General features: G+C 73.7%; 18 protein-coding genes. 13 read left to right on the forward strand and 5 right to left on the reverse strand.

Annotation, left to right across the window (positions count from 1 at the left end):
- Positions 1–2: 2 nt before the first annotated feature.
- Positions 3–1481: an HAD-IIIA family hydrolase gene (locus tag AB0F52_RS24200; protein WP_360175090.1), complete on the forward strand. Its 1479-nt coding sequence runs from the start codon at positions 3–5 to the stop codon at positions 1479–1481.
- Positions 1478–2521, forward strand: a complete 1044-nt coding sequence (locus AB0F52_RS24205) for a glycosyltransferase family 9 protein (protein WP_360175093.1) — start codon at positions 1478–1480, stop codon at positions 2519–2521. The genes AB0F52_RS24200 and AB0F52_RS24205 overlap by 4 nt, the downstream gene beginning before the upstream one ends.
- Positions 2522–2575: 54 nt before the next feature.
- Here the strand turns inward: AB0F52_RS24205 and AB0F52_RS24210 are convergent, their stop codons facing one another.
- Positions 2576–2764: a DUF2795 domain-containing protein gene (locus AB0F52_RS24210; RefSeq protein WP_360175096.1), complete on the reverse strand. Its 189-nt coding sequence runs from the start codon at positions 2762–2764 to the stop codon at positions 2576–2578.
- Between the two features lie 121 nt (positions 2765–2885).
- Here AB0F52_RS24210 and AB0F52_RS24215 point away from each other — a divergent pair, with 121 nt between their 5' ends.
- The 5 genes from AB0F52_RS24215 (at position 2886) to AB0F52_RS24235 (ending at position 6240) form a co-directional block, all read left to right on the forward strand.
- Positions 2886–3710, forward strand: coding sequence for an SDR family oxidoreductase (locus AB0F52_RS24215; RefSeq protein WP_360175099.1), 825 nt, complete (start codon positions 2886–2888; stop codon positions 3708–3710).
- A gap of 151 nt (positions 3711–3861) precedes the next feature.
- Complete coding sequence (locus AB0F52_RS24220) at positions 3862–4305, forward strand: DUF4383 domain-containing protein (RefSeq protein WP_360175102.1); 444 nt, start codon at positions 3862–3864, stop codon at positions 4303–4305.
- 107 nt (positions 4306–4412) lie between these two features.
- A complete protein-coding gene (locus tag AB0F52_RS24225) occupies positions 4413–4841 on the forward strand; it encodes a hypothetical protein (RefSeq protein WP_360175105.1) in 429 nt (142 codons plus the stop codon).
- The gene (locus AB0F52_RS24230; RefSeq protein WP_360175108.1) at positions 4838–5200 is read left to right on the forward strand and encodes a VOC family protein; all 363 of its coding nucleotides are present in this window, start codon (positions 4838–4840) and stop codon (positions 5198–5200) included. Before AB0F52_RS24225 ends, AB0F52_RS24230 begins: the two co-directional genes overlap by 4 nt.
- A 56-nt stretch (positions 5201–5256) precedes the next feature.
- Positions 5257–6240, forward strand: coding sequence for a MerR family transcriptional regulator (locus AB0F52_RS24235; RefSeq protein ID WP_360175111.1), 984 nt, complete (start codon positions 5257–5259; stop codon positions 6238–6240).
- Here the strand turns inward: AB0F52_RS24235 and AB0F52_RS24240 are convergent.
- The 4 genes from AB0F52_RS24240 to AB0F52_RS24255 form a co-directional block, all read right to left on the reverse strand.
- Positions 6210–6632, reverse strand: a complete 423-nt coding sequence (locus tag AB0F52_RS24240) for a DUF6292 family protein (protein WP_360175114.1) — start codon at positions 6630–6632, stop codon at positions 6210–6212. The genes AB0F52_RS24235 and AB0F52_RS24240 overlap by 31 nt on opposite strands.
- A 120-nt stretch (positions 6633–6752) precedes the next feature.
- On the reverse strand, positions 6753–7403 hold the full coding sequence (locus AB0F52_RS24245; protein ID WP_360175117.1) for a phosphoribosyltransferase family protein: 651 nt from the start codon (positions 7401–7403) through the stop codon (positions 6753–6755).
- A gap of 4 nt (positions 7404–7407) precedes the next feature.
- On the reverse strand, positions 7408–7746 hold the full coding sequence (locus AB0F52_RS24250; RefSeq protein ID WP_360175120.1) for a hypothetical protein: 339 nt from the start codon (positions 7744–7746) through the stop codon (positions 7408–7410).
- Positions 7747–7775: 29 nt separating this feature from the next.
- Positions 7776–8312 carry a copper resistance CopC family protein gene (locus AB0F52_RS24255; RefSeq protein ID WP_360175123.1) on the reverse strand — a complete coding sequence of 179 codons (537 nt, stop codon included), beginning with the start codon at positions 8310–8312 and terminating at the stop codon, positions 7776–7778.
- A 383-nt stretch (positions 8313–8695) separates the two neighbouring features.
- Between AB0F52_RS24255 and AB0F52_RS24260 the strand changes: the two genes are divergently transcribed.
- From AB0F52_RS24260 to AB0F52_RS24285, 6 genes are all read left to right on the forward strand, one after another.
- Positions 8696–9304: a hypothetical protein gene (locus AB0F52_RS24260; protein ID WP_360175126.1), complete on the forward strand. Its 609-nt coding sequence runs from the start codon at positions 8696–8698 to the stop codon at positions 9302–9304.
- A 3-nt stretch (positions 9305–9307) separates the two neighbouring features.
- Complete coding sequence (locus AB0F52_RS24265) at positions 9308–10216, forward strand: CopD family protein (RefSeq protein WP_360175129.1); 909 nt, start codon at positions 9308–9310, stop codon at positions 10214–10216.
- Positions 10217–10239: 23 nt separating this feature from the next.
- Complete coding sequence (locus AB0F52_RS24270; protein ID WP_360175132.1) at positions 10240–11223, forward strand: plastocyanin/azurin family copper-binding protein; 984 nt, start codon at positions 10240–10242, stop codon at positions 11221–11223.
- 71 nt (positions 11224–11294) lie between these two features.
- The gene (locus AB0F52_RS24275) at positions 11295–11744 is read left to right on the forward strand and encodes a hypothetical protein (protein ID WP_360175135.1); all 450 of its coding nucleotides are present in this window, start codon (positions 11295–11297) and stop codon (positions 11742–11744) included.
- A complete protein-coding gene (locus tag AB0F52_RS24280) occupies positions 11741–12364 on the forward strand; it encodes a cupredoxin family copper-binding protein (protein WP_360175138.1) in 624 nt (207 codons plus the stop codon). Before AB0F52_RS24275 ends, AB0F52_RS24280 begins: the two co-directional genes overlap by 4 nt.
- Before the next feature lie 93 nt (positions 12365–12457).
- On the forward strand, positions 12458–13918 hold the full coding sequence (locus AB0F52_RS24285) for a glycoside hydrolase family 76 protein (protein ID WP_360175141.1): 1461 nt from the start codon (positions 12458–12460) through the stop codon (positions 13916–13918).
- The last annotated feature ends 60 nt before the right edge of the window (positions 13919–13978 follow it).

The raw sequence follows: 13978 nt of genomic DNA on the forward strand, positions 1-13978 counted from the left end.
CGGTGACTGCTTCGCTCGACTACACCGTGGTGATCCCCACGACGGGCCGCGAGACGCTTCGGCCACTCCTGGAAACCCTCCTCGGCGGGCCCGACCCGCGGCCGGCGGAAATCCTCGTCGTCGACGACCGCCCTGGCGGGTCCGATCTCGACGTCCCCGGTGGGGTCCGCGTGCTCCGCTCCGGCGGGCGCGGGCCGGCGGCGGCGCGGAACCTCGGCTGGCGCACCGCGAAGAGCGAGTGGATCGCGTTCGTCGACGACGACGTCGTGCTCGCCGCCGACTGGGCGCGGCAGCTCGCCGCCGACCTCGGCTCGCTGCCGCCGGACGTGGCCGCCTCCCAGGGCCGCATCACCGTCCCGCTGCCGGCGGACCGGCGGCCGGCCGACGACGAGCGCGGCACCGCCGGCCTCGAGCACGCCCGGTGGATCACCGCGGACATGGCCTACCGCCGTCGCGCACTCGTCGAGGCGGGCGGTTTCGACGAGCGGTTCCCACGCGCCTTCCGCGAAGACTCCGACCTGGCGCTGCGGGTCGCCGAGGCCGGGCACCGGATCGACCAGGGCGAACGGCTGACCACGCACCCGGCCCGGCGGGCCGGGTTCTTCTACAGCCTGAAAGCCCAGCGCGGCAACGCCGACAACGCGCTGATGCGGGCCAAGCACGGCGTCCTCTGGCGGCAGCGCACCGGCGCCGGGCACGGCCGGCTCGGGCTGCACGTACTGTCCACAGTGGCCGGTCTGGCCGCGCTCGCGCTGCCGGTGCTGCGCCAGCGCGGCAAGGCGCTGCTCGCGGCCGGGGTCTGGGCCGGGCTGACGGCGGAGTTCGCCACCCGCCGGATCCTGCCGGGCCCGCGGACACCCGGCGAAGTGGCGCGCATGGTCGTCACCAGCGCCCTGATCCCGCCCGCCGCGTGCTACCACCGGCTGCGCGGGGAGATCGCGGCCCGGCGGCCGCGGCCCGAGGTCGCGGTGCTGTTCGACCGGGACGACACGCTGATCGTCGACGTCCCCTACCTCAACGACCCGGACGGCGTCCGCCCGGTGCCCGGCGCGGTCGAGCTCGTCCGCGGGCTGCGGGAGCGCGGCATCCCGATCGGGGTGGTGAGCAACCAGTCCGGTGTCGCGAAAGGACTGATCACGCCCGAGCAGCTCGACGCGGTGAACGCCCGCGTCCAGGAGCTCTTCGGCCCGTTCGGCACCTGGCAGGTCTGCGTCCACGACGACGGCGACGGCTGCGCGTGCCGCAAACCCGCGCCCGGCATGGTGTTGCGCGCCGCCGGGGAGCTCGGCGTCGACCCCGCCTCGTGTGTGGTCATCGGCGACACCGGCGCCGACGTCGAGGCCGCGCTGGCGGCCGGCGCCCGAGCGGTGCTGGTACCGACGCACCGCACGCTCGAACCGGAGATCGCCCGGGCCCGCCGGCACGCCGCCGTCGCGCGGGACCTGTCCGAGGCGCTGCGCGTCGCCGGGGTCGCCGGATGACCCGGGTGCTCGTCGCCCGCCAGGACAACCTCGGGGACGTCCTGCTCGCCGGGCCCTGCGTCCGCGCGGTTGCGGCGTCCGGGGCGCAGGTCACGCTGTTGACCGGACCGCACGGCCGCGCCGCCGGCGAACTGCTGCCGGGCGTGGCCGAGGTGCTCACCTGGACCGCACCCTGGATCGACCCCGACCCGCCGCCGGTGACCGCCGAGGACACCGGCGCGTTCGTCTCGCTGATCCGGTCGAAGTCGTTCGGCCGCGCGCTGATCCTGACGTCGTTCCACCAGTCTCCGCTGCCGCTGGCGCTGCTGCTGCGGCAGGCCGGGGTGCCGTGGATCGGCGCGATCTCCGAGGACTACCCGGGCAGCCTGCTCGACCTGCGCCACCGCGTCGACGGCGATCCGCCGGAGCCGGTCCGCATGCTGTCGCTCGCCGAAGCAGCCGGGTTTTCGCTGCCACCGGACGACCACGGCGCCCTGGCGCTGCGGCGCCCGCTGCCGAACACCGCCCGGCTGACCGGCGGCGGGGCGTACGTCGTGGTGCACCCCGCGGCGTCGGTGCCCGCCCGCCAGCCGTCGGCGGCCTGGAGCCGCGAAACGGTACAGGCGCTGGCCGCCGACGGGCACCGGGTGCTCGTGACGGGCGCGCCGTCGGAGCGCGCGCTGACCCAGGAGGTGGCCGGGACGTCGGCGGTCGACCTCGGCGGCCGGACGACCGTGGCGGAGCTGGCGGCGGTGCTGTCCGGCGCTCGCGTGGTGGTGGCGCCCAACACCGGCCCTGCGCACCTCGCCGCGGCGGCGGGCACCCCGGTGGTGTCGCTGTTCGCCCCGGTCGTGCCGCAGGAGCGGTGGGCGCCTTACGGTGTCCCCACGGTGGTGCTCGGCGACCAGCACGCCCCCTGCCGCGCCACCCGCGCCCGCGTCTGCCCGGTCCCGGGCCACCCCTGCCTCGACACGATCGACCCCGCCGACGTCTGCCGCGCGGTGACGGCCCTCGCGCTGCCGGGGGTCGTCTCGCCGGTCCCGGCCGCCGCAACGCAATGAATGACTCATTCCTGGCGTCGGACGCCAGGAATGAGTCATTCAAGACGACCGGCGTCAGCCGCCGATCTCCTTGCTCACGCCGCTGGGCCCCTCGTAGGTCCGGTCCGGCAGGCCGCGCACGACGTCCAACGTGGCCGGGTCGGCGCCGTTCTTCTCGGCCGCCCGCACCAGGTCGGCCCGCTTCGCCGGGTAGTCGACGCCGGAGAGGTACTTCTGCAGTTCGATCGGGTTCGGCTTGCTCACGGGAACTTTCCTTCCGTTCGGGAGCGGCGCGGTTACCCCGCTGTCCGGCCGACACACGCCGGCCGCCGGGGTTTAGTCCCCGGCGGGGGTGGTAGCCGACCGGGAACGAAAGGAGCCGCCCGTGTCGCTCCCGGCGCCCCTACCCGCCGAAGCCGCTTCGCCGCGGCGTGCCGTCGTCACCGGTGCCGACTCCGGGATCGGCCGCGCGGTCGCCGCCGCCCTCGCCGGCGGCGGCCTGGACGTCGGCATCACCTACCACTCCGACGCCGACGGCGCGGAGGAAACCGCCGCGGAGGTCCGTTCGCACGGCGTGACCGCGCACGTCCGGAAGCTCGACCTGACCGAGTTGCCCGGCGCCGCCGACGTCGTCGACGCGTTCGCCGAGGACCTCGGCGGCATCGACGTCCTGGTCAACTGCTCCGGCACGGGCAGCAGCGAACTCGCCGTGGACCTCGGCTACGAGAAGTGGCGCCAGGTCCTCGACGTCGACCTCGACGGCGTCTTCCTGCTTTCGCAGCGCGCGGCCCGGCACATGATCGACGCCGGGCACGGCGGCCGGATCATCACGATCACCAGCGTCCACGAGCACGTGCCCCGCGTCGGCGCCGCGCCCTACTGCGCCGCGAAGGCCGGCGCGGGCGCGCTGACCCAGGTGCTCGCCCTGGAGCTGGCCCAGCACGGCATCACCGTGAACTCCGTGGCCCCGGGCGAAATCTCGACGCCGATGACGGGACAGGCCGACGCCGACCCGCGCGAGCAGGACCGGCCAGGCATCCCACTGGGCCGCCCCGGCCACGCGGCCGAAGTGGCGGCCGCGGTCGCGTTCCTGGCGACCCCGGCGGCCGGCTACATCACCGGCACGTCGCTCGTCGTCGACGGCGGCCTGCTGCTGATGGGCGCCCAGCACGGGACCGCTTACCGCGGTCACGACTGGCGTTCCCCCTGAGACCAGGGGCCCGCGTCCTGGCTGCAGGGACCGGCGCGGGCCCCGGCCGTGGGCCGGACGGCGGACCCCCCAGCCCGCCGTCCGGCCCCTTCCACTTGTCCGTTTTCCGCACGCGTGACGGGGTATCCGGCCGCGAAGGAAGGAGACCCCCATGTCGTCCGCCGAAATCCGCTCCCGGAGCGCAGCGTCCTGGCTCCGCCCGGTCGTCGCCGTCCTCGGGCTGCTCTACCTCGCGCTGGGCATCGCCGGGTTCCTGACCCCGGAAACCGCCGCGGTCGGCCACGAGACCGGCCGCGCCGTCTGGATCTTCAGCGCGACCCCGCTGCTCAACCTCGTCCACACGGCGGTCGGGGCGCTCGGGCTGCTCGCCGCGACCCGGCGCAGCGGAGCGCTCATCTACTGCTGGGTGCTGTTCGTCGGTTTCACCGGGATGACCGCCTACGGCATCCTCGCCACCGCGCTCGTCAACCCCGAGGACCCGATCAACCTGAACTGGGCGGACAACTGGCTGCACGGGCTGACCGCGGCCGCCGCGCTGGTGCTCGGCATCGTCGCGGCGCGAGCGGTCAACCGGACCGCCGCGCGCTCGCGGTGATCCCGGTCGTTTCGGCCCGTGGTCACCGGGTAGCCGGGGAAGGACACCGCGTCAAGGAGGTTCCCCATGCACCGCGAACCAGACTTCCCGCCGCGGGGCGGCGGCGCATGACCACGAGTGAGGCGGCGGTGGGTGAACCCGCCGTCGTCGTGCACTACCGGCTGCACGCGGGCTTCGCCGTCGGATTCCCGTGGGTGCGCCGGATCCTGGGCGCGCGAGCCGGGCTGGAGCTGGACGCCGCCGGCCTGCGGGTCCGGTTCGGGCCGTGGCTGGTCGAGACGCCGCTGAGCAACCTCGCCGGAGCGGAAGCCACCGGCCCGTACCGCGCTCTCCGCGTCTTCGGCGTCCGGCTTTCGCTGGCCGACCGCGGCCTGACCTTCGGCACGACCACGCAAGGCGGCGTGTGCCTCCGGTTTCGGGAACCCGTCCGGGGCATCGACCCGTGGGGACTGCTCCGCCACCCGGGGCTGACGGTGACGGTGTCCGAACCGGAACTGGTCGCCGAAGCCATCAACCGGATCGTGGCGGACTCGTGACGGCGGCCCGCATCCTGGCCGTGGCGATCGACTGCCGCCAGCCGGACCTGCTGGCCGAGTTCTGGGCCGCGGCAGTGGGCAACGGAAAGACCCGCACGTGGACCGACTCCCACGGCCTCACGTACCGCCAGGTCGACTTCGACGACGGACCGGCGCTGTTGTTCCAGCCGGTGCCCGAGGAGAAGACCGTCAAGAACCGGCTGCACCTCGACCTCGCGCCGGTGGCGGGCGACCAGCGGGCGGAGGTCGAACGCCTGGTGATGCTCGGGGCGAAGGTCCTCGACGATCCGGACGACGACCCGTGGATCGTGCTCGCCGACCCCGAGGGCAACGAATTCTGCGTGCTGCCGGCCCGCTGACGCCGTCCACGGTTTCGAGTTGAGTCTCCCTCGAGGGGAGACGGCAGGCTGTGGTCATGAACGACGAGAACCTCCTCACGATCGGGGCACTGGCGGCGCGGACCGGGTTGTCCGTCAAGACGATCCGGTTCTACTCCGACAAGGGGATCGTGCCGGCGACCTGCCACAACCCCGCCGGCTACCGCCTGTACGACGTGGCTGCCCTGGCCCGCCTGGAACTGGTCCGCACGCTCCGTGCCTTGGACGTCGATCTGCCCACCGTCCGGCGCGTGCTGGCCGATGAGACCTCGCTGGCCGAGGTCGCCGCGGCGCATGCGGCGGCGCTCGATGTGCAGATCCGGGCCCTGCGTCTGCGGCGTGCCGTGCTGGCAGCGGTCGCGAACCGGGAATCGAGCCCTCAGGAGATGGAGCTGATGCACAAACTGGTGAACCTGTCCGACGCCGAACGGCGCCGCTTCGTCCACGACTTCATCGATGACACCTTCGGCGGTGTGGACGCCAATCCGGCCATGGTGGAGCTGCTGCGTTCGAGCATGCCGGAGCTGCCCGATGACGCCACGCCCGAACAGGTCGAGGCGTGGATGGAGCTCGTGGAGCTGGTCCAGGACACCGGGTTCCGGGCCGCTGTCCGGCGGATGGCCGAATACCAGGCGGCCCAGCGCGCCGAGGGGGACACGACCGGCCTGCACCACGAACTGACCGAGGCCGTGCGCGAAGAAGTCGGCCGGGCACTGGCCGCGGGGATCGCCCCGGACTCGGAGCAGGCGGGCGGCATTGTCGCCACGCTCAGTGCGCGCTACGCCGAGACTTTCGGCAAGGCCGACGACGATCGGCTGAAGGAGTGGATCCTCGAACGGCTCGACGTCGCCAACGATCGTCGGGTCACGCGGTACTGGCAGCGGGTGGCCGCCATCAACGGCTGGCCTGCGCTGCCGGATCTGGAACCGGTGTTCACCTGGTTCGGCCGGGCACTGCGGACTCGGCTCGACGGACGGGAGGCCCGCGCGGGTCAGGCTTGCCCGACCGGGTCGCCGGCGTAGGCGGCCAAGCGGTCGTCGAAGCCGTCCGCGGTGCCGGGTCTGCGGAAATCCGGGGGATCCGGCCGGCCGGGGTACTTTTCGCCGTACAAGCCGGTCACGAACTCCACGACGGCTTCGGGCGGCGGCAGCACGTCCTCGCCCAGGTAGGCCAGCACGATGACGTCGTCGCCGGTCGCCGACTCGACCGCGGCGGCCCAGCCGTCGCGTTCGTCCCACAGCAGCGCCGTCTCGTGGGCGGGGAACCGCGCGAGCCGCCGCTCCAGCGCGACGTACGCACCGGCCGGGACGTCCACCTCGCAGAACCAGGCGGGTGCGTCCAGCTTGGCCGCGACGGCCAGCAGGTACTGCCGCAGCCCGCGCGCCGCCGCGCCGAGCCCGTCCCGTTCGCTCATCCCGCTCCCGCCCCTTCGGTCGGTGCCCCATCGGGTGATACCCCGTCACCCACAGGGTCAACCCGGGGCGCCCCGAGTGGAGCAGCACGTCACCGGCGGTCCTCTTAGGAGCGCACCGGGTCACGAACCGAGCAGCTCCAGCACATCGTCGTCGCCCAGCTGGCGGAAATCGGCGTACCACTGACCGACCGCGCGAAAATCCGGCGGTTCCGCGACGCAGACGACGTCGTCGGCTTCGGCCAGCAGCCGCGCGACCGCACCGGGAGCGGCGACGGGTGCCGCGAAGACGAGCGTCCGCGGCCGGGCCGCGCGGATGTCGCGCAGCGCCGCCGTCGCGGTGACGCCGGTCGCGAGCCCGTCGTCCACGAGGAGGACGTCACGGCCGGTGAGACCGGCGGGTGCCCGGCCGGCGCGGTAGCGCTCGAGCCGGCGGCACGCTTCCGCCCGTTCCCGGGTCTCGGCCCGGGCCATCCGCGCGGCGGTCAGCCTCAGCGCGTGCAGGCCGGCCTCGTCGTAGATCGCCGGTCCGTCCGGGGTGACCGCGCCGACGCCGTACTCGCGGTGGCCCGGCGCGCCGATCTTGCGGGCGACCGCGACGTCCAGTTCGGCACCGAGCCGCCGCGCCACGACGGCGGCCACCGGCACGCCGCCGCGGGCGAGCCCGAGCACGACCGGGTCGGCCCAGGCCCGGCGCCGCAGCTCGGCCGCGAGCCGGCGGCCGCCGTCCTCCCGGTCGGCGAAGACCCGCGGACCGGCCTGCCGCGCGGGCATCAGGTCACGGGCGCCACTCGTCGCGCCAGTCGGGGTGGGCTTCGTACACCGACGCGACGAGCTTGACGGAGGCGTCGTCGTGGACGTCGCGGATTTCGCGGCGCAGGAACTCGGCCTTCTCGGCGAACGGCACCGGGTGCCGGTCCTCCATGGCCTCGACCGGCCCGCCGACCAGCAGCAGGCCGTCGTCGTCGTCGGCGTACATGATCCGCAGGCGCCCGCGCCGCTCGGCCTCGTCGATCTGCGGCAGTTCACCCGCCCGGACGCGCTCTTCGTCCTCCGCGAGCCGGGCGAGCACGAATTCGTCGAGCTTCGCCGTCGTGGTGTCGTCCAGATTCGTCATGGGCGCGGGATACCCGCGGGGCCACGACCTCAAGCGTCCGCGCGGCTCAACCGCCTGGCGACCGCGAACCCGGTGCCGAGCAGGACGGCGCCCCCGGTGAGCCACGGCCACAGCGGCATCGAGCCGTCCGAGTCCGGGCGGTCCACCGCGGCGGCGGCCGGCACCGCGGCCGCCGGGCCCGCCACGGTGAGCCGGAACGGGACGGTGCCGGAGACCGGGTGGCCGTCGGCGGAGGTGACGCGGTACCGGATGGTGTAGGCCCCGGCCGGGCCGAGCGGACGCAGCGGCGCGGAGACCCGGGCGTCCACAACGGACACCGGACCCGCCTCCCAGTGCGAAGTCCCGTCGGGCCCGAGCACCGCGAGTTCGGTGAACCGGTTTTCCACCGGCTCGTTGAACTCGAGCACGGCCTCGGCCGGGCCGGCGGCGACCGACGCGTCCGCGGCCGGCGAACTGGACACCAGGACGCTGTGCGCGTCCGCCGCGGGCGCGCCCAGCAGCACCGCGCCGCCGGCGGCCGCCAGCGCGGCGGCGATCCGGACCGGGAAAGACCAGCGGGAAGTCATGTTTTCTCGCCTTCTCGGGAATTCGAGCGATGCCGGAACCGTAGCGAGCCGATCCGGGGTCATGACGGGAGGTCGTGAAACGGCTGTGTTAACCAATTCTCACCGTCGCGGCGCACCGCCACCCGAGGATCGGGCAAACCGGGCAGCTACTCCGACAGTTAGCCTGCCCGGTCACCCGAACAGTCCAGCAAAGGCGGCTTTCGGCCCAACAACTCACCGCGTCACGCCGTCTGCGGGCCGCTCGACTTAACCTGTCCTTCACGTGAAGATCACCCCGCGAAACGTGGCGGCTGGTTTATTGCTCCCACATCCCGCTTTTCCCCACCGCTGGCGGAATTGCCGTTTCCCGCGAGCGAATTCCCCATTCCCTGGAGGACGAAACCGTGCGAGGACCCGCCCTGCGCCGTGACCACGTCATCGCCGCGAGCCTGGCCGGCGCCGTCGTGATCGTCGTCGGCTACGCCTCCGGCCTCGGCCTGCGGCCGGGCACCGCCGCGGCCACCCCGCCCGCGGTCGCGGACGGCGGCCACCCGGCCACGCCGCAAACCCCCGGCGCGCAACCGGTTCCGGCCGGCCAGCTGCCCGCGGGCGGGCCGGTGTCCCCGCTGCCCGCCATCCCGGTGGGCGACCAGCCGGCGGACCCGGTGCCGTCGATGCCGTCGATGCCCGGCGACACCGGCGTGGTTCCGGTCCCGGATCCGGGATCCTCCGAGCCCGGCACCCCGCCTCCCCCGGTGGCCTCGCCAGAGCCGACGACACCGGCGCCACCGCCGCCCGGAACCGACGTGCCCGCGTGTCAAGCCGGTGTGCCGCAACAGGTCCTCGACACCGTCGGCGGGCTGCCCCTGCTCGGCTCCCTCACGACCGGGCTCGGGGTGACCGGGCCGGACGGGGCCGCCGCACTGATCCTCGGCTACTGCCGCTCGGCCGACGGCGGGCTGACGCCCGCGATGGTGCCGGTACCGACGCTCACCGTCCCCAGTGGACGGTGAGCCGTGGACCCCGTCAAGGGCTGGTACGTGCTCGCCCGCACCGTCGACTACGCCGGTCTCACGCTGTTCGCCGGCGGGCTGCTGTTCCTCGCCGTGCTCTGGCCCGCCGGCGCCGGCCACCGCGGGGCTCGTTCGGTGCTGGTCACCGGATGGGTCCTCGGCCTGGCCGGCACGCTCGCCGGCCTGGGCCTGCAGGCGGCGTGGGCCGCGCAGCGCCCGCCCGGCGACTTCCTGGCCTGGGACCTGATCGGCCAGGCGCTGGACAGCCAGTTCGGGCGCATCTGGTTCGCCAGGGCACTGCTGTGGCTGCTCGGCGGGGTGGTGCTCGCCTGGCTGCTGCAACGCGGCCGGGACGCGGCCACGGCGTTGCCCTGGCGCGTCGGGGCCGGAGCGATCCTGCTCGGGCTGCTCCGCACGACCGGGCTCACCGGCCACGCGGTGGAGAGCACCCGGCCCTGGCTGACGCAGCTGGCGGACTTCGCGCACCTCGCGGGCGCTTCGGCGTGGATCGGCGGGCTGGCCGTGCTGCTGTTCGGCGTCCTGGCCCGCCGTGACCCCGAAGAGCTCGCCTCGGTGATCCCCCGCTACTCGAAGCTGGCGATGACGTCGGTCGCCGTCGTGGTCGCCGCGGGCGTCGTGCTCGCGTGGCAGACCGTCGGCAGCGTCGGCCGCGTGTTCGGCACGGCCTACGGGCGGACGCTGCTGGTCAAGCTGGCCGTGCTCGCCGTCGTGCTGCTGGCCGCGCAGTTCAGCCGCAGCTGGGTGGGCCGCCGCCTCGACTTCGCCGTCGTCCTGCGCGGGGACACCGCCACCGTCCGCCCCTTCGTCCATTCCGTCGCCGCCGAGACCACGCTCGTGCTCGTGGTCCTCCTCGCGGCGAGCTTCCTCGTCACGGCCAGCCCCGGCCGCTGATGGCCCTGCGAAAGGAGTCCTCGATGGACAACCCCACCCCCACCGCCCCCGAGCAGCCGGAGGTGGTGCGGCGACGGCGGAGCTGGCCGGTCGCCGTGGCGGTTCTCGCACTGGCGACGGCGTTGTTCAGCCTCGCCACGCTGCGCGGCGACCGGACCGAGCAGGCCGCGCCGGGCCAGGCCGCGAACGTCGACCTGGCCGCCCTGGCCCGGCAGGGTCCCCTGGCCGTCCCGCTGTACCAGGGACTCGCGCAGGAACAGGCGGGCGGGGCCGCCCCGGCCGCGGCGCCGTCCACCAAGTCGGTGGACGCCATGGGTTACAAGTTCTCGCCGGCCGACCTCACGATCGACGTCGGGGACACGGTGACGTGGACCAACCACGACACCGCGCCGCACAACATCGTGGTCACCGACGGGCCGGAGAAGTTCACCTCGCCGACCCTGCAGACCGGCCAGACCTTCAGCCACACCTTCACCAAGGCGGGCAAGTACTCGTACTACTGCTCGATCCACCCGGACATGAAGGCGACCGTCACCGTGACCGGCGCGGCCCCGACCAGTGCACCGCCGACCGCCACCCCGACGTCCGCTCCGACGTCCGCCCCGACTTCGGCACCGAGCCACTCGATGCCGATGCCGTCCACCCCGGCCGGCGGCGGCTCCTGCGTGCCGAAGGCGGTCCTGCAGCCGATCCTCGACCACATCAAGAGCGCGCACCTCGAGACCTCACCCGGTCAGCAGGTGCAGGACATCCTCAACCTGGACCAGTACCTCAAGACCCACACGGTGTGGCTGGAAACCGTGCTCGCCCCGGTGTTCGACGGATCGGCGGGCCAGGTCGCCACCGACACGCTCGCGCCGATCATCGCGCACATCAAGAGCGCACACCTCGAGGAGTCGCTGGGCCAGCAGGTGACCGATCTGCTGAACCTCGACCAGTACATCAAGACGCACACGGTGTGGCTCGAGAACGTGCTCACCCCGTTGCTGAACCAGGCGAGCTGCTGACGCTCGCCGTCGTCACGGGTGGCCCGGTTCCCGGCCGGGCCACCCGCTCCCATCCCCGGAGGCCACTCTTCATGTCCGACACCGCCGTCCTGCCCCGGACCGGCTACACCCTGCGCCGCGACCGCTGCGTCATCGAGATCTCCTCGCGGCCACCGCTGATCCGCGGGCGGCTCACCGCGACCGGCGGGCACTGGACGCCCGGCTCGGCGCTCACGGTCACCTTCGACCCCGGCTCGCTGCGGACCGGGATCCCCTTCCTCCGCCGGGCGTTCCGCGGCGACGAGCTCACCTTCACCGCCGAAGAAGTCGCCGAGGACCCGTTCGTCGTCGATGGCAGCGTGGCCGGGCGGGCGGTGCGCCTGCGCGGCGACGTCCGGCACCGGGACTCCCGCGGCGTCGTCGTCTGGGCCGCCGGAGCCGTCCTCCCGGCCCGCCGGAAACCACCGCGCGCGGGCCGGTTCGGGCGGCTGCTGGCCCGCCGGCGCCTGCGCGTCGAGATCGCGATCGAGTTCGTCCGATGAGGCGCGCCGCCCTGGCCGTGGCCGGTCTGCTCGTGTTCCTGAACGTACCGCTCGCGAGCCCCGCCGCCGCGGCGACGCAGCAGGTCATGATGCAGGGCTACGCCTTCTCCCCCGCCGCGCTGACCGTCCGGGTCGGCGACACGGTCACCTGGATGCAGCACGACGAAGCCCCGCACGACGTCGTCACGACGAGCGCGCCGGTGGCGTTCCGCAGCCCGCAGCTTTCGGCCGGGCAGAGCTGGAGCTACACGTTCCGGCAGGCGGGCACGTACCAGTACTACTGCTCGGTGCACCCCGACATGCGGGCCTCGGTGACCGTGCTGCCGGCGCCCACGACCGCGCCGCCGAGCACGGCTACCCGGCCGCTGCCGTCCCGGACCGTGGCCGGCGCGGTGCCGGTGGCCACCACACCTCCGGGGAGCACTCCCCCGGCGACCACGTCCGCGGCCGCCGTCACCCCGGCAGCTCCGGCCACTTCCGCCGCCGCCGAGCCGCCGCCCGTGGTCCAGCAGGCGACCGCGGCGACACCGGCGACCCTGGACCCGATGCTGCTGGTCGCCGGGCTCGTCACCGGGATCGCGGTGCTGTGCCTGCTGCTGCTGAGCTCGCGGCGGGCGTGAATTCCTGTCCGGAACCTGTCCCAATAAAGGACTGGACCAATAATATCGGCTCGGCAGAATGGGAGCATCGCCCTTCAGCGCGGAAGGTGACCGATGCACTTCCTGGCTTTCCTGACGACCCTGGCCCTGGCCGCCGCTCCGGCCGCCCCGGCCACCCCGGCTACCCCGGCCTCCCCGGCCGCGGCCCCGGCCGCCGCTCCGATCTGCGACAAGTACTGCGACGCCCGGGATCCGGCGCTGTCGCCCGGTGACCGCGAAGGGAGCGCGGCGACCACCGGGTCACGCCGGATCTCCCTGCACCTCGACGACGGCGACGACATGGGCTGGGCGGTGATCACCGGCGGCGGCGCCGGCGACCACGTCTGGCTGGACCGCTCGTTCGACGCCGGGCGCACGTGGGCCTCGGGCAGCAAGCTCGGCGACACCGCGACGCCGTCGGGCGCGACGGGCTACCGGACGCTGATGTACAACGCCGACGACTGGGCGAACAAGGGCGTGGGACTGCTGCGCGCCTGCGGGCAGCCCGCGGGGTCGGGAACCATCGCCTGCACCGGCTGGGCCCGCCCGACCTGGAACGCCTGGGACCGCCGCACCGCGGCGGCGACGGCCCTGATGGAGCGGTACAACCTCGGCACCGGCCTCTTCGACACGACCGGGTGGTGGAACTCGGCCAACGCGCTCACCGCGGTCATCGACAACGCCCGGATCAGCGGCATGGGCAGCTACCGCTACGCGATCGACACGACGTACACGAAGAACCTGTCGGCGCAGGGCGGCAGCTTCCGCAACGACTACCTGGACGACACCGCGTGGTGGGGCCTGGCGTGGGTGGACGCCTACGACCTGACCGGTGACGGCCGCTACCTGAACACCGCCCGCGCCGACGCCGACCACATGTACGCGTACTGGGACGGCGTCTGCGGCGGTGGGGTCTGGTGGAACACCTCGCGAACGACGAAGAACGCCATCCCGAACTCGCTGTACATCCAGCTGAACGCGGCCTTGCACAACCGCATCCCCGGCGACACCGCATATCTGGCGCGCGCCCGCGCGGGCTGGACGTGGTTCTCGGGCAGCGGCGTGATCAACAGCGGGAACCTGGTCAACGACGGCCTCAACACGGCCACGTGCGCCAACAACGGCCAGCCCGTCTGGACCTACAACCAGGGTGTGCCCCTGGCGGCCCTGACCGAGCTCCACCGCGCCACCGGCGACGCGAGCCTGCTGACCAAGGCTCGCGCGATGGCGAACGCGTCGACGACGAACGCGGCCCTCAACCCGGGCGGGATCCTCCGCGACCCGGGCGAGACGGCGGGCGGCGGCGGCATCGACGGCCCGACGTTCAAGGGCGTGTACGTCCGGGACCTGGCGGTGCTGAACGCGGCGCTGCCGGATCACCCGTACACGGCATATCTGCAGCGGCAGGCGAACGCGGCGTACGCGAAGGACCGGAACAGCGCGGAGGCGTACGGGCTGTTGTGGGCGGGCCCGTTCGACCAGACCGACGCGGCCCGGCAGCAGAGCGCGCTGGACCTGATGAACGCGGCCCCCTGACGCCGCGGCGGCCGAGCGGGCACCGGCCATGCGGTGAATGACTCATTCCTGTCGCCGGAC

Origin of the sequence: Amycolatopsis sp. NPDC024027 (assembly GCF_040638975.1) — a bacterium.
GTDB lineage: Bacteria > Actinomycetota > Actinomycetes > Mycobacteriales > Pseudonocardiaceae > Amycolatopsis.